This is a genomic window from Streptomyces sp. NPDC043878, from assembly GCF_056435735.1.
Genome location: NZ_JBWKDW010000009.1, coordinates 61,438 through 75,958, shown reverse-complemented (window position 1 = coordinate 75,958; position 14,521 = coordinate 61,438). Strand labels below are relative to the sequence as shown.

12 protein-coding genes are annotated in these 14,521 nt (G+C 72.6%); 4 read left to right on the top strand and 8 right to left on the bottom strand.

Features of this window, described 5'->3' with window-relative positions:
- Positions 1-22 precede the first annotated feature (22 nt).
- The 6 genes from AC07AZ_RS14740 to AC07AZ_RS14715 form a co-directional block, all read right to left on the bottom strand.
- On the bottom strand, positions 23-898 hold the full coding sequence (locus AC07AZ_RS14740; RefSeq protein ID WP_478847499.1) for a siderophore-interacting protein: 876 nt from the start codon (positions 896-898) through the stop codon (positions 23-25).
- Between the two features lie 118 nt (positions 899-1,016).
- Positions 1,017-2,063 carry an ABC transporter substrate-binding protein gene (locus tag AC07AZ_RS14735; RefSeq protein WP_478847497.1) on the bottom strand — a complete coding sequence of 349 codons (1,047 nt, stop codon included), beginning with the start codon at positions 2,061-2,063 and terminating at the stop codon, positions 1,017-1,019.
- A gap of 163 nt (positions 2,064-2,226) precedes the next feature.
- Positions 2,227-3,387 carry an acyl-CoA dehydrogenase family protein gene (locus AC07AZ_RS14730; protein ID WP_478847828.1) on the bottom strand — a complete coding sequence of 387 codons (1,161 nt, stop codon included), beginning with the start codon at positions 3,385-3,387 and terminating at the stop codon, positions 2,227-2,229.
- Positions 3,388-3,398: 11 nt separating this feature from the next.
- The gene (locus tag AC07AZ_RS14725) at positions 3,399-4,316 is read right to left on the bottom strand and encodes a hydroxymethylglutaryl-CoA lyase (RefSeq protein WP_478847826.1); all 918 of its coding nucleotides are present in this window, start codon (positions 4,314-4,316) and stop codon (positions 3,399-3,401) included.
- A gap of 8 nt (positions 4,317-4,324) precedes the next feature.
- The gene (locus AC07AZ_RS14720; RefSeq protein ID WP_478847495.1) at positions 4,325-6,337 is read right to left on the bottom strand and encodes an acetyl/propionyl/methylcrotonyl-CoA carboxylase subunit alpha; all 2,013 of its coding nucleotides are present in this window, start codon (positions 6,335-6,337) and stop codon (positions 4,325-4,327) included.
- 11 nt (positions 6,338-6,348) lie between these two features.
- On the bottom strand, positions 6,349-7,965 hold the full coding sequence (locus tag AC07AZ_RS14715; RefSeq protein WP_478847494.1) for a carboxyl transferase domain-containing protein: 1,617 nt from the start codon (positions 7,963-7,965) through the stop codon (positions 6,349-6,351).
- A 95-nt stretch (positions 7,966-8,060) separates the two neighbouring features.
- Between AC07AZ_RS14715 and AC07AZ_RS14710 the strand changes: the two genes are divergently transcribed.
- The 4 genes from AC07AZ_RS14710 to AC07AZ_RS14695 all read left to right on the top strand — a co-directional run bounded on the left by AC07AZ_RS14710 (position 8,061) and on the right by AC07AZ_RS14695 (position 11,905).
- On the top strand, positions 8,061-8,657 hold the full coding sequence (locus tag AC07AZ_RS14710) for an SACE_7040 family transcriptional regulator (RefSeq protein ID WP_478847492.1): 597 nt from the start codon (positions 8,061-8,063) through the stop codon (positions 8,655-8,657).
- 180 nt (positions 8,658-8,837) lie between these two features.
- Positions 8,838-9,995 carry an acyl-CoA dehydrogenase family protein gene (locus AC07AZ_RS14705; protein WP_478847490.1) on the top strand — a complete coding sequence of 386 codons (1,158 nt, stop codon included), beginning with the start codon at positions 8,838-8,840 and terminating at the stop codon, positions 9,993-9,995.
- Between the two features lie 36 nt (positions 9,996-10,031).
- Positions 10,032-10,913, top strand: coding sequence for an acyl-CoA thioesterase (locus AC07AZ_RS14700; RefSeq protein ID WP_478847488.1), 882 nt, complete (start codon positions 10,032-10,034; stop codon positions 10,911-10,913).
- 5 nt (positions 10,914-10,918) lie between these two features.
- Entirely contained in the window at positions 10,919-11,905 is a 987-nt protein-coding gene (locus tag AC07AZ_RS14695) for a cation diffusion facilitator family transporter (protein WP_478847486.1), read from the top strand.
- Positions 11,906-11,927: 22 nt separating this feature from the next.
- Here the strand turns inward: AC07AZ_RS14695 and AC07AZ_RS14690 are convergent, their stop codons facing one another.
- Both AC07AZ_RS14690 and AC07AZ_RS14685 read right to left on the bottom strand, forming a co-directional pair.
- Complete coding sequence (locus AC07AZ_RS14690) at positions 11,928-12,722, bottom strand: phosphatase (protein ID WP_478847484.1); 795 nt, start codon at positions 12,720-12,722, stop codon at positions 11,928-11,930.
- A gap of 62 nt (positions 12,723-12,784) precedes the next feature.
- Positions 12,785-14,320 (bottom strand): PucR family transcriptional regulator ligand-binding domain-containing protein, encoded by a 1,536-nt coding sequence (locus AC07AZ_RS14685; protein ID WP_478847482.1) that lies wholly within the window; start codon positions 14,318-14,320, stop codon positions 12,785-12,787.
- Positions 14,321-14,521: the final 201 nt, after the last annotated feature.

Below are 14,521 nucleotides of genomic sequence, written 5' to 3'. Positions count from 1 at the left end.
GTCACTCCGGACGAGGTCGCCGCTACTCCGTCTCGCGCAGTTGTTCCTCGCTCAGTCCCCGCCGCCAGTAACCGACGAAGGTCACCCGCCGGCGGTCGATGCCCCGTTCACGCACGAAGTGGCGGCGCAGCGCCTTCACGCACCCGGACTCGCCCGCGATCCAGACGTACGGGTGCTCCGCGGGCGGGAGTCGCTCCCCACGCAGCGCCCGGAGGGCCGCCGGGGAGCCGGGGGAGCCGTCCGTGCCGCTTCCCTCGCGCACCAGCCAGGTGATCTCGGCGTCCGCCTCCGTCGCCAGGTCCTGGATGTCCCCGGCGTCCCCCACCTCCAGCCAGACCCGGGCCCGGGTGCCGGCCGGCAGCGACGCGACGATCGCGGAGACCGCCGGCAGGGCGGTCTCGTCGCCCCACAGGACCACCAGGTCGGTGTCCTCGGGGGGCCGGAACCGGATCGCCCGGTTGTCGGCGATCGCCGGGCCGAGCAGGACGACCCGGTCACCGGCGGCGGCCCGCGCGGCCCACCGGGAGGCGGGACCGGCCTGGACCGCCGACCCCGGCTCCACGCCGTGCAGCACGAAGTCGATGTCGATCTCGGTGGTGTTCCCGTACGCGTCACGGCGCAGCGCGCGCAGCGTGTACGAGCGCATCACCGCCCGTACGCCGTCGGGCAGTTCACGCCATGCCTGCCACCAGCTGTCGCCGAGCTCGAACGGCACGGCCGGCTCGGACTGGCCGGGGTGCGGCAGGAACAGGGACAGGCTCTGGTCGCGTCCGTCGGAGTGGAAGTGCCCGAGATCCTGCCCGGCGAACGAGATCCGGACGAGAGACGGCCCGAGCTGCCGGGTCCGTACGACGTGGAGCGCGAAGAACCGGAAGGGCGCGGCGACTGCGGTGGTCACGAGGGTGCTCCTCACAGGGGTGGGGGAGAGGGCGGCTCACCTTCCTTCAAGGGGGCGGGGAACCGCGCGACCAGCCGCAACGGGCCCGCGGTTCACCCCGACCGGAGCCACCCGTTCGTCAGCTGACCTTCTTCGCGTTCTCCAGCGCCTCGGCGAGGCCGGTGAGCAGCGGGACGCACTTGTCGTACGACAGGATCGGCTCGGGGGAGCGCGCGATGACCTGGCCGGCCTTGACGGCGGGCAGCTTCTTCCAGGTGGCCTTGGTGATGTCGGCCGGCTGGATGGTCGAGGAGCGGTCGTCCATCATGATGATGTCGGCCGGGTACTTGTCGACGTTCTCCCAGCTCAGGGACTCGTACCAGCCGCCGCCGACGGCCTTGGCCTTCTCCGGGGGCTCCACGAAGTTCACGCCGAGGGCCTTGAAGTACTCCAGGTCGACGGAGAGGTTGGTGCCGGAGACGTAGAAGAGTTCCTGGCTCGCGGAACCGGCCATCACCTTGATGTCGGGCTTGGCCTTCGCGGCGGCGCGCAGCCGGGTGGCCGCCGCCTCGAACCTCTTCCTGCCGTCGGTGGCCCTGGCGGCCGTCAGGTCGGCGCCCAGGGACTCCGCGAGCTTCCACATGCGCTCCAGCGGCGCGGTCAGCTGACGGTCGTAGACGGAGATGCCGACGCTGGGGGCCAGCTTGGCGATCTTTCCCTTGGACGCCTCGGGGACGTACCAGAGGGTGCCGGCGTCGTCGAACATCGTGGAGATGAGGAGCTGGGGGGCGAGCGCCGCGTACTTCTCGACGCTGAACTGGTCCCAGGCGTTGCCGAGGACGGTCAGCTTGCTGACGTCCATGTCGCCGGCCTGGACGTCGGCCTTGCCGTCGGCGGTCTTGGTCGGGCCGAAGACGCCCTTCACCTGGACGCCGTAGTCGTACAGCGCGGCGGCGACCCCGGTGAACGCGACGATGTCCGTGGGCACCTTGTCGAGCTTCACGGTCGTGCCGCGGTCGTCCCTGAACGTCCAGGGGCCCGACGCGGCGGCCGTGGTCCCCTCGCCCGAACCACCGCTCGTCTCCTTGTCGCCACCGCAGGCGGCGAGCGCGGCACCGAGGCCGAGTGCGCCGCCCGCGGCGAGGATGCCGCGGCGGGTGAAGTGGGTGGCACGGGCGTTGGGCATGAGTGTGGCCGCTTTCGAACGGGGCGGAGCGCCCGCCGGACAGGTTCGAATGAAGGTTAGCCTAACCTCATCAACTGTCCACAGGGCGGGCGTGACCCGCTCGCCTGCGCGTGGTCGGCCCCGTGCGGGCCGGCCACGCGTGCACCACGGCGGGCCCCGGCTGTCAGTCCGTCAGGCCCAACTCCCGCGCGATCAGCATCCGCTGCACCTCGCTCGTGCCCTCGCCGATCTCCAGGATCTTGGAGTCGCGCCACATCCGGGCCACCGGGTACTCGTTCATGAAGCCGTAGCCGCCGTGGATCTGCGTGGCGTCACGGGCGTTGTCCACGGCGACCGTGGACGAGTACAGCTTCGCCAGTGCCGCCTCCTTCTTGAAGGGGTCGCCGGACACCAGGCGGGAGGCCGCGTCGCGCCAGGCGAGACGGGCGGTGTGCGCCTTCATCTCCATGTCGGCGATCTTGAACTGGATCGCCTGGTTCGCCCCGATCGGACGGCCGAACGCCTGCCGTTCCCTGGCGTAGCGCACCGACTCGTCCACACAGCCCTGGGCCAGGCCCGTCGCCAGCGCCGCGATCGCGACCCGGCCCTCGTCGAGGATGCGCAGGAACTGCGCGTAGCCGCGGCCCTCCTCGCCGAGCAGGTTCGCCGCCGGCACCCGGACGTCCTGGAAGGACAGCTCACGGGTGTCCGAGGCGTTCCAGCCGACCTTGGAGTAGGGGGCGGCGACGGTGAAGCCCGGCGTGCCGGACGGGACGATGATCGCGGAGATCAGCGGCCTGCCGTCCGGCTTGCGACCGGTGACGGCCGTGACGGTGACCAGCCCCGTGATGTCCGTGCCCGAGTTGGTGATGAAGCACTTGGTGCCGTTGATCACCCACTCGCCGGTGTCGGCGTCGAGGCGGGCCGTCGTACGGGTCGCGCCCGCGTCCGAGCCGCCGTCCGGCTCGGTCAGCCCGAACGCGCCGAGGATCTCGCCGGAACACAGCCGGGGCAGCCACTCCCGCTTCTGGGCCTCGGTGCCGAAGAGATGCAAGGGCATCGCGCCCAGCGACACCCCCGCCTCCAGGGTGATGGCGACCGAGGAGTCGACCCGGGCGAGCTCCTCCAGGGCGATGCCGAGGGCGAGGTAGTCGCCGCCCATCCCGCCGTACTCCTCGGAGAACGGCAGCCCGAACAGGCCCATCCGCCCCATCTCGCGGACGATCTCGTAGGGGAACTCGTGCCGCTCGTAGAAGTCGCCGATCTTCGGTGCGACGACGTCGTGGGCGAACTCCTCGACCGTGCGCCGGAGTTCCTCCAGCTCGGGCGAGAGGCGGTGGTCCAGGGACATGGTGATCACTCCTGGTGGGAGAGGGCTTTGACGGTGCGTGACGGGCTGGGTCGGCCCAGTCGTTCGGCCATCCACACGCTGGTGGCGGTGAGACGGCCCAGATCCACCCCGGTGTCGACACCGAGGCCCTGGAGCATCCACACGAGGTCCTCGGTGGCGAGGTTGCCGGTCGCGGACTTCGCGTACGGGCAGCCGCCGAGGCCGCCCGCGGAGGCGTCGACGGTCGTGACGCCGAACTGCAGGGCGGCCAGGGTGTTCGCGAGCGCCTGGCCGTAGGTGTCGTGGAAGTGCACACCGAGCGCGCCCGTGGGAACTCCCCGTTCGCCGAGCGCGCCCAGCAACGCCCCGACGTGCCCCGGGGTCGCCACGCCGATGGTGTCGCCCAGGCTCAGCTCGTCGCAGCCCAGGTCCAGCAGGGCCCGGCAGACCCGGACGACCTGGGCGACGGGGACCGCGCCCTCCCACGGGTCGCCGAAGCACATGGAGAGATAGCCGCGCACATGCACGCCCTCGGCCCTGGCGCGCGCCACCACCGGCTCGAACATGGCGAGCGCCTCGTCCACCGTGCGGTTGAGGTTGGCCTTCGCGAAGGACTCGGTGGCGCTGGCGAAGACGGCGACCCGGCGGGCGCCGAGGGCGAGCGCGCGGTCGAGCCCGCGTTCGTTCGGCACCAGGACCGGCAGCGCCACCTCCAGATCGCTCACCAGCGGGAACAGCTGCTCGGCGTCGGCGAGTTGGGGCACCCACTTCGGGTGGACGAAGCTGGTCGCCTCGATCGTGGTCAGCCCCGCGCCGGCGAGGCGGCGGACGAACTCCGCCTTGACGGCCGTCGGGACGGTCGTCTTCTCGTTCTGCAGGCCGTCCCGGGCGCCTACCTCGTGGATGCGCACCCGCGCGGGCAGGCCCGGGGCCGGCACGACCATGGGGAGTGTCACTGGTCCTCCTCCGCCGGGGCGACGACGGCCAGGACCTGGTCCATGGCGACGGTCGTGCCCGCGGTCACGTCCAGTTGGGCGACGGTGCCGGCGTGCGGGGCGGAGATGACGTGCTCCATCTTCATCGCCTCCACCACCAGCAGGCTCTGGCCCGCGCTCACCTCGTCGCCGACGGCGACCTTGACGACGGTGACCGTGCCGGGCATCGGCGCGGTGAGCGAGTCGGCGCCCGCGTGCGTCCCCCGGGTGAGGGACGCGGCGACCGGGTCGTGGTCGCGGACCTGCCAGGCGTCGCCGTCGCGGCCCAGCCAGGTGCCGTCCGGCAGGGCGGCGAAGGTGTGGCTGACGCCGTCGAGCCGGCAGGTGAACCGGGCGTCCCCGGCCGGCGGGGGCGAGCCCCCGGAACCGCTGCGCGGGGTGTCCTCCCCGTCCAGCAGGACCTCCGTCCCGCCGTCCGCGCCGGGTCGCAGACGGACGGTCACCGGGTCGTGTCCGGGCACGTGCAGATGATGTGCCGTCCAGGCCCGCTCGCCGCCCAGGCGCCAGCCGTCCGCGGCGGCGAACGGGTCCACCCAGCCCGGTCCGTGCGCGGGGGCGAGCGCGGCCTGGCGCAGCAGCGCGGCCGCCGCGTAGACCTCGCCCGGCACCTCGGTGGTCACCAGGGAGTCCACCTCCCGCTCCACCAGCCCCGTGTCCAACTCGCCTGCCACGACCGCCGGATGGGCCAGCAGCCGGCGCAGGAACCCGGCGTTGGTCGGCACGCCCAGCGTGACCGTCCGCGCGAGGGCGGCCCGGAGCCTGCGGAGCGCGGTCGCCCGGTCGGGGCCGTAGGCGATCACCTTGGACAGCATCGGGTCGTACAGGCTGCCGACCTCCGTGCCCTCGCTGAGCCCGGAGTCGGTGCGCACCCCGTCGCCCTGGGGTTCGCTCAGCCGCAGCACCGTGCCGCCCGAGGGCAGGAACCCGCGCGCGGGGTCCTCGGCGCACAGGCGGGCCTCCACGGCGTGCCCGGTGAGCGTGACGTCCCGCTGCGTGTACGGCAGCCGCTCACCGGCCGCCACCCGCAGCTGCCACTCCACCAGATCGAGGCCGGTGACCAGTTCGGTGACCGGGTGTTCCACCTGGAGGCGGGTGTTCATCTCCATGAAGTAGTACGAGGAGGGGTCGGTGCCGGGGACGATGAACTCCACCGTGCCCGCGCCCCGGTACCCGCAGGAGCGGGCCGCCTGGACCGCCGCCTCGCCCATCGCGGCGCGGGTCGGTTCGTCCAGCAGGACGCTCGGCGCCTCCTCGATGATCTTCTGGTGCCGGCGTTGCAGGGAGCACTCGCGCTCGCCCAGGTGGATCACGCCGCCGTGGCCGTCGGCCAGGACCTGGATCTCGATGTGGCGGGGCCGGTCCACCCACCGCTCGACCAGGAGCGTGTCGTCCCCGAAGGAGGCGCGGGCCTCGCGGCGGGCGGCGGCGATCTCGTCGGCGAGGCCGGCCTCCTCGCGCACCAGGCGCATGCCCTTGCCGCCACCGCCCGCGCTCGGCTTCAGCAGGACCGGCATGCCGATCTCCCGTGCGGCGGCGGCCAGTTCACCGTCGGTCAGACCGCTGCCGCTGGACCCGGGCACGACCGGCACCCCGGCCGCCCGGACGGTCTCCTTGGCGCGGATCTTGTCGCCCATGAGGGAGATCGCGTCGGCGGGCGGCCCGATGAAGACGAGCCCGGCGTCGGCGCAGGCGCGCGCGAAGCCGGCGTTCTCGGCGAGGAAGCCGTAGCCGGGGTGGACGGCCTGGGCGCCGGTGCGGCCGGCCGCCTCCAGCAGCCGCGGCACCGACAGATAGCTCTCCGCCGCCGGCGCCGGACCGATGCGCACCGCCGTGTCGGCCTCCCGGACGTGCCGGGCGTCGGCGTCCGCGTCGGAGAAGACGGCCACCGAGCGCACACCCAGCGAGCGCAGCGTGCGGATGACGCGGACCGCGATCTCGCCCCGGTTGGCCACGAGCACTGTGTCAAACATGAGTCCCCTCCTCACATCCGGAAGACGCCGAACCGCGGCTCGCCCAGCGGCGCGTTGGCGCACGCGGTCAGGGCGAGCCCCAGCACCTGGCGGGTCTCCAGCGGATCGATCACACCGTCGTCCCACAGGCGGGCCGTGGCGTAGTAGGCGTTGCCCTGGCGCTCGTACTGCGCGCGGATCGGGTCCTTGAAGGTCTCCTCCTCCTTGACGGGCCAGGACTCGCCGCGCGCCTCCAACTGGTCGCGTTTGACGGTCGCGAGGACGGAGGCCGCCTGCTCGCCGCCCATCACGGAGATCTTGGCGCCCGGCCACATCCACAGGAAGCGCGGCGAGTACGCCCGGCCGCACATCGAGTAGTTCCCCGCGCCGTAGGACCCGCCGACCACCACCGTCAGCTTGGGCACACGGGTGCAGGCCACCGCCGTGACCATCTTGGCGCCGTGCTTGGCGATGCCGCCGGCCTCGTAGTCCCGGCCGACCATGAAGCCCGAGATGTTCTGCAGGAACACCAGGGGGATGCCGCGCTGGTCGCACAGTTCGATGAAGTGGGCGCCCTTCTGGGCGGACTCGGAGAACAGGATGCCGTTGTTGGCGACGATCCCCACCGGGTGGCCGTGGATACGGGCGAAGCCGGTGACCAGGGTCTGCCCGAACTCGGCCTTGAACTCCGCGAAGCGGGAGCCGTCGGTCACGCGCGCGATGACCTCGCGCACGTCGTAGGGGGTGCGGGAGTCGACCGGCACCGCGCCGTAGAGCCCGAAGGGGTCGACCTTCGGTTCGGCGGGCGCCGTCACCTCCCAGGGCAGCGGGCCGCGCGCGGGGAGCGTGGCGACGATGTTCCGCACGATCCGCAGCGCGTGCGCGTCGTCCTCGGCGAGATGGTCGGTGACGCCCGACACGCGCGCGTGGACCTCGCCGCCGCCCAGCTCCTCGGCGGTCACCACCTCACCGGTGGCGGCCTTCACCAGCGGCGGCCCGCCGAGGAAGATGGTGCCCTGGCCGCGGACGATGACGGCCTCGTCGCTCATGGCCGGGACGTACGCCCCGCCGGCCGTGCAGGAGCCGAGCACGGCCGCGATCTGCGGGATGCCGGCGCCCGACATCCGGGCCTGGTTGTAGAAGATCCGCCCGAAGTGGTCGCGGTCGGGGAACACCTCGTCCTGCATGGGCAGGAAGGCTCCGCCGGAGTCGACCAGGTAGAGACAGGGCAGGCGGTTGTCGAGGGCGACCTCCTGCGCGCGCAGGTGCTTCTTCACGGTCATCGGGTAGTACGTGCCGCCCTTGACGGTCGCGTCGTTGGCGACGATCACGCACTCCCGGCCGCTGACCCGGCCGATCCCGGCGATGACCCCGGCGGCCGGGGCCTGCCCGTCGTACATCCCGTCGGCGGCCAGCGGCGCCAGCTCCAGGAAGGGCGAGCCGGGGTCGAGCAGTGTGTCCACGCGCTCGCGCGGCAGCAGCTTCCCGCGCGCGGTGTGCCGGGCCCGGGCCTTCTCACCGCCGCCCAGCCGGGCCGCGGCCAGCTTGCCGCGCAGCTCCTCGACGAGGGCGCGGTGCGCCTCCTCGTTGGCCCTCCAGGCCTCCGACGCGGGATCTTCCGCGGTCTGGAGCTCCGGTGCCTCTTGCATCCTGCGGTCCCCTCACCCAGCGATCGACTGTTAATGAGCGTTAACCATTTCCTTCAGGTTAACGACCGCTAACCTCCCTGTCTAGAATTGCTTCCATGACCACCAGAACCGACGCCCCCACGCGGCGCGAACAGATCCTCAAGGAGGCCGCCCGGCTGTTCGCCGAGCGTGGTTTCCACGGCGTCGGAGTCGACGAGATAGGTGCCGCGGTCGGCATCAGCGGGCCGGGTCTGTACCGGCACTTCGCCGGCAAGGACGCGATGCTGGCCGAGTTGCTGGTCGGTATCAGCGGCCAGCTGCTGACCGGTGCGAAGCGACGCCTCCAGGAGGCCCGGCAGGCGGCGGACCCCGGCGCGGTCCTCGACTCGCTCATCGAGGGTCATATCGACTTCGCCCTCGACGACCGGCCTCTGATCACCCTGCACGACCGCGAGCTGGACCGCCTCCGGGACACCGACCGCAAGCTGGTGCGGCAGTTGCAGCGGCAGTACGTGGAGTTGTGGGTGGAGGTGGTCCGCGAGGTGTACCCGGGTCTCGCCGAACCCGCCGCCCGCTCGGCGGTCCACTCGGTCTTCGGTCTGCTGAACTCCACCCCCCACCTGGGCCGCCCCGGCGCGCTCCCCGGCCGCGCGGGCACCGCCGCGCTGCTGCACCGCATGGCGAGGGGAGCCTTCGCGGCCGCCGGAGAGTGACGAGCGTTACGGCTCCACCCTGCCCCGATCCTCTGGACGCCTCTCCCTACCCACCGGTACGGTTGATGAGCAAGCGCTTAGCCACGGGAAAAGCCGGAACCATCGATTGAGCAACCCCGACGGCGAGCAACCACGTACGCGAGAGCGGCGCCGGTTTAGGCGCAAGGAAGGGTGGCGGCGGTGCGCCGTACGGTGTTCAACGAGGATCACGAGGCGTTCCGGGAGACCCTCCGGGCCTTCATCGAGGCCGAGGTCGTCCCCGTCTACGACGAGTGGTTCGCTGCCGGCCAGGCGCCGCGCGACTTCTACTACAAGCTCGCCGAGCTCGGTGTGTTCGGCATCCGCGTGGACGAGGAGTACGGCGGCGCCGGCATCGACTCGTACAAGTTCGAAGCCGTCATGTACGAGGAGACCGCCCGCGCGGGCGTCCAGTTCGGCGGCTCCGGCGTGCACGTGCTGCTCGGCCTGCCGTACATCAAGATGCTCGCCGACGACGAGCAGAAGAAGCGGTTCCTGCCGAAGTTCGTCTCCGGCGAGGAGATGTGGGCCCTCGCGATGACCGAGCCGGGCACCGGCTCCGACCTCGCCGGCATGAAGACCACCGCCAAGCTCTCCGAGGACGGCACGCACTACGTCCTCAACGGCTCCAAGACCTTCATCACCGGTGGCGTCCACGCCGACCGCGTCATCGTCTGCGCCCGCACCTCCGCGCCGACCGCCGAGGACCGCCGCTTCGGCATCTCCCTGTTCGCCGTGGACACCAGGTCCGAGGGCTACTCCATCGGCCGCAAGCTCGACAAGCTCGGCCTGAAGACCTCCGACACCGCCGAACTCGCCTTCGTCGACGTGAAGGTTCCCGTCGAGGACCTCCTCGGCGAGGAGAACAAGGGCTTCTACTACCTCGGCCACAACCTGGCCTCCGAGCGCTGGGGCATCGCCTTCGGCGCCTACGCCCAGGCCAAGGCCGCGGTCCGGTTCGCCAAGGAGTACGTGCAGGAGCGCACGGTCTTCGGCAAGTCCGTCGCCTCGTTCCAGAACACGAAGTTCGAGCTGGCCGCCTGCCAGGCCGAGGTGGACGCGGCCGAGGCCGTCGCCGACCGCGCGCTCGAGGCCCTCGACGCGGGCGAGCTGAGCGCCGCGGAGGCCGCCAGCGCGAAGCTGTTCTGCACCGAGGTCGCGCACCGCGTCATCGACCGCTGCCTGCAGCTGCACGGCGGCTACGGCTTCATGAACGAGTACCCGATCGCCCGCCTGTACGCGGACAACCGCGTGAACCGCATCTACGGCGGCACCAGCGAGATCATGAAGTCGATCATCGCGAAGAACATGGGTCTGTAAGGTCCGCGAAATTTCCGGCCGGTAGAACTGAGCCCCATGAGCCAGGCACTACTCGATCTCCTCGATCTGCTCGACCTGGAGCAGATCGAGGAGAACATCTTCCGCGGCCAGTCGCGGTCCGCCGTCGTCCCCCGGGTCTTCGGCGGGCAGGTCGCGGCCCAGGCGCTGGTCGCCGCCGGGCGGACGGTCCCCGCGGACCGGCACGCCCATTCCCTGCACGCGTACTTCCTGCGCCCCGGTGACCCCGGCGCGCCGATCGTCTACAACGTCGACCGGCTTCGCGACGGCCGCTCCTTCACCACCCGCCGGGTGGTCGCCGTCCAGCACGGCAAGGCGATCTTCGGTCTGTCGGCGTCCTTCCAGACGTACGAGGAGGGACTCGACCACCAGGCCCCGATGCCGCCCGCGCCGGACCCGGTGACGCTGCCCACCTCGCAGGAGCGGCTGCGCGGCTACCGCCATCTCGACCCGCGGGTGGTGGAGAAGTTCATCGAGGCGCGCGCGGCGATCGACCTGCGCCACGTCGAGGAACCGCCCTACGGTGAGTTCGGGGAGCCCCGCGAACCCCGTTCGCAGGTCTGGTTCCGCACCAACGGCAAGCTCGAGGGCGCCGTCGACATCCCCCTGCTGCACGTGGTCCTCGCCACGTACGTCTCCGACATGACCCTGCTCGACTCCATCCTGATCGCGCACGGCCGGGGCGGCTGGGCCGTCGGAGACGTCGTCGGAGCCTCCCTGGACCACGCCATGTGGTTCCACCGGCCCTTCCGCGCCGACGACTGGCTGCTGTACGACCAGGAGTCGCCGTCCGCGCACGGCGGCCGCGGTCTCGGGCAGGCCCGCATCTACACGCAGGACGGCCGGCTCGCCATCTCGGTCGTACAGGAGGGCGTGGTCCGGGTCCCTCGGGAAAACTGAAGGACATGGCACAGGTGCAGGCACAACAGACGCAGCAACAGCAGGGCGGCGGCGAGAGCACCTTCACGGTGATCGTCGCCGCCGTGGCCAATCTGGGCATCGCGCTCGCCAAGGCGGTCGCCGGCGTCATCAGCGGATCGAGCGCGATGCTGTCGGAGGCCGCGCACTCCGTCGCCGACACCGTCACCGAGGTCCTGCTGCTGACCGCGCTGAAGCGCAGCGAGAAACCGGCCGACGAGGACCATCCGCTCGGCTACGGCCCCGAGCGCTACATCTGGGCCATGCTCGCCGCCGTCGCGACCTTCGTCGGCGGCGCGGTCTTCTCCCTCTACGACGGCATCCACACCCTGGTGGCGGGCGAGGACCTCGGGGATCCCCTCGTCTCGTACATCGTGCTCGCGGTCGCCTTCCTGCTGGAGGGCTACTCCCTGCGCACCGGCATCCGGCAGGCGCGCGGCGAGGCGGCCAGGGCCCGGGTGGCCTTCGGGCGCTACCTCCGGCACACCCCCGACACCGCCGTGAAGGCGGTCGTCCTGGAGGACTCCGCCGCCCTCGTCGGCCTGGTCCTCGCCGCGGGCGGACTGCTCGGCGGGCAGCTCACCGGGTCGGGCGTGTGGGACGGCGTCGCCTCGCTCCTGATCGGCGTGCTCCTGCTGTACGTCGCCTGGGTGCTCGGCCGCTCCAACGCCGAACTGCTCATCGGACGGCCGCTGCCGAGGTCCGTGCGGGAGCGGATCAGGGCGGAGCTGCTCGCGGTCGAGCACATCGAGGCCGTACTGGAGCTGATCACGCTCGTGCAGGGCCCGCGGGAGGCCCTCGTGGCCGCCAAGGTCGACTTCCGGGACGTGTCCACGGCCGCCCAGATCGAGTGGGCGTGCGAGCAGGCCGAGCAGCGGCTGCGGGAGGTCGTGCCCGCGGTGAGCCGGGTCTATCTGGACCCGACGCCCGGGTTCGCGCAACGGCGGGCCGAAGGGCTCAATCCCTGGCCGTGAGCGGACCGCCGCACCGGCCTGTTCAGCTCTGCGCGAGTCCGGCCTCCGCCAGCAGGTACGCCGTCATCGGGTCGTAGTGGCGCGGGCTGAGCACGTGGTCGTCGAGGGGGACCGTCACCTGGACGGTGCCCTCGGCCTCGGCGAGGAACAGGGCCGGGTCGTTGCAGTCGGCGTAGCCCACGGAGTCCACGCCGTGCCGGCCGGCGTATCCGGCCCAGCCGTGGTCGGCGACGACCAGGTCGGGCAGCGGGCGCCCCTCGCGCTCCAGGGCGGTGAGGATCGCCTTCATCGGTTCGCCGGAGTGCGTGTGCCACAGCGTCGCGCCGTGTTCGAGCACCGCCACGCCCGCGAACTGCATGACGTACCCCTCGTCCGTCTGCAGCCCGTCGGGGATCACGACGATCTCGCAGCCGGCCGCGCGCAGGGCGTCGGCCGTGGCGCGGTGCACGTCGAGGAGGCCGCCCGGGTGACCGGTCGCGAACAGCACCCGCTGCTGTCCTTCGGCGGCCTTGCGCAGCCGTCCCGCGAGCCGCTGGAGGGCGTCGACGGTCAGCTCGGGGTCGATGGTGTCCTGGCCGAACCGGTACTCGGGATCGTCGTTCACCCCGACCCGCTCCGCCATCACCGCGAGCACGTCCTGCTCATCGGTCCAGCGGTCGCCGAGGTCCAGGCCGAGCCAGAAGTTGCGGACGCCGTTGGAGAGCTGGCGGTAGTGGGAGAGGTTGTTCTCGCGGGGCGTCGCGACATCGCCCGCGATGCGGGTCCGTACGAGATGGTCGACGAGCTCGGCGCGGCTGGGTGTCCCGGATATCGGCATGGTTCCCATTGTGAGGCAGGCGACTGGGCGAGTCCCCGGCGTCCCGTCCGCTGGGACGTGTGTCACTGGTCCTGTTGACGCAGGGCGAACCACAGCTCCATGCGTACGTCCGCGTCGTCCAGGTCCGTGCCGAGGAGGGCCGCGCAGCGCGCGATCCGCTGCCGGACGGTGTTGCGGTGCACGGCCAGGGCCACCGCCGTACGGTCCCAGCTGCCGTGCAGGGAGAGCCAGGTGCGCAGGGTCTCGGTGAGGGCGGGCAGCGCGGCCACGGGCGCGAGGAGGGTCCGGGCGTGGGCCTCGGCCTCGTCGCGGGGGAGCAGCGCGGTGAGGCCGGCCCGGGAGCCGTGCCGGACCAGGTCCGTGCGGGTGGCGCGGGCCCGGGCCAGGGCACGGGCCGCCCGGGCGTCGGCGGCCGCCCACTCCCGGGGGGTGACGACGTCGCTGACGCCCAGCGTCCAGCCGGGCTGCGGGGCCGGTTCGCGGCCGGCCGGGACGAGGACCCGGACGACGTCCGCCGCCAGGTCGACCAGCGGGGATCCGAGGGCCGCGCCGAGTGCGGCGGCGGCCACGGAGTCGGGTGCCCGGGTGTCCGGGCGGGCGTGCACGACGAGCCACCGCTCCTGCCCGCCGAGCAGCGGGACGACGTCTTCGGGCGGCGCGCCCAGCAGCAGCCGCACGAGCGCCGACGACCGGTCCGCCCCGGCGCCGCCCCGGCGCTCGCCGGTCAGCAGCGAGAGCAGCACCGCGGCGACGGAGGCGATCGTGTGATCCCCCGGCTCCCGTCCCGGCACCGCGACCCCGAGCACGAACCCCTCTCCGGCCCCCAGCGCGTAGGCGGCGAGACGCGCCTCACCGACGGTGTCGGTCGCGGAGGCGGGACGCGCGGGGCCGGGACCGGGTTCGGGACCGGTCGCCCCGGCCCCCGCACCCGCCCCGTCCCGGGGGTCCGGGGGCGCCGGCCGGACCACGTGTGCCAGCGTCGCCAGCGCGTCCCTCGTCCCGGGGACCGGCTCCCGGCCCGCCGACGCGATCTCCGCGCCCTCCGGGCCGTAGAGCACCGCCCGGCCGCCCAGGCGCTGGGCGAGCCGGCGCAGTACCGACGGGACCGGGTCCGGGCCCGAGGCGGCGGCCGCCAGGCTCTGCTGGGCGGCCGTGACGCGGCGGAGTTCCGCCAGGCGGGCCTGCGCCATCAGCTGCCAGACCGCGCGGGCCACCCCCGAGAACGTGGTCTGCGGCGGCACCTCCAGCAGCGGGAGCCGGTACGCCTCGCAGGCCGCCACCAGCGCCCGCGGCACCGTGTCGTGCACCGGGGCCAGGCCGAAGCCGAGGGCCGCGCCGCCCGCCGCCACGATCCGGGAGACGTAGTCGTCGAAGTACGTGCCGGTCCCGGCCGCCTCCGGGATGTGCACCCCGGCCGTCAGCAGCAGCTCCCCGCCCAGCAGGTACGGGTACGGGTCGGCCATCTCCGAGGTGTGCGCCCAGTGGATCACGACGGCCGGGTCCGCCGGCCCGGCGACGCGGCGCAGGGCGAGGTCCTCCCGGGCCAGCAGGGCCGCGAGGGGCACGGGCGGGGTCGGCGGAACCGCGGGGTCCGGCATGGTGGACGTTTCCTCCGTCCTGGGCGTCGGGAGTGGATGAAACGTACACTTCGCAGCCGCTTTCCGGCCACCTAGTGTCGGTCCCGACCGGCGGCCACGGGTACGGGCGGATGTCCCCGTGAACCGCCGCCGGCCGTCCCCGGAATCCGCACGACACGCCACCGACCGCGCGCGAAGGAGGGCCCCATGGCCGTCCACCAC

Bases quoted from the DNA above. Each gene is read 5' to 3' on its own strand.
- AC07AZ_RS14700 (WP_478847488.1), top strand. From the start codon at position 10,032: ATGAGCCAGGCACTACTCGATCTCCTCGATCTGCTCGACCTGGAGCAG.
- AC07AZ_RS14735 (WP_478847497.1), bottom strand. From the start codon at position 2,063: ATGCCCAACGCCCGTGCCACCCACTTCACCCGCCGCGGCATCCTCGCC.
- AC07AZ_RS14685 (WP_478847482.1), bottom strand. From the start codon at position 14,320: ATGCCGGACCCCGCGGTTCCGCCGACCCCGCCCGTGCCCCTCGCGGCC.
- AC07AZ_RS14715 (WP_478847494.1), bottom strand. From the start codon at position 7,965: ATGCAAGAGGCACCGGAGCTCCAGACCGCGGAAGATCCCGCGTCGGAG.
- AC07AZ_RS14695 (WP_478847486.1), top strand. From the start codon at position 10,919: ATGGCACAGGTGCAGGCACAACAGACGCAGCAACAGCAGGGCGGCGGC.
- AC07AZ_RS14710 (WP_478847492.1), top strand. From the start codon at position 8,061: ATGACCACCAGAACCGACGCCCCCACGCGGCGCGAACAGATCCTCAAG.
- AC07AZ_RS14720 (WP_478847495.1), bottom strand. From the start codon at position 6,337: ATGTTTGACACAGTGCTCGTGGCCAACCGGGGCGAGATCGCGGTCCGC.
- AC07AZ_RS14725 (WP_478847826.1), bottom strand. From the start codon at position 4,316: ATGGTCGTGCCGGCCCCGGGCCTGCCCGCGCGGGTGCGCATCCACGAG.
- AC07AZ_RS14690 (WP_478847484.1), bottom strand. From the start codon at position 12,722: ATGCCGATATCCGGGACACCCAGCCGCGCCGAGCTCGTCGACCATCTC.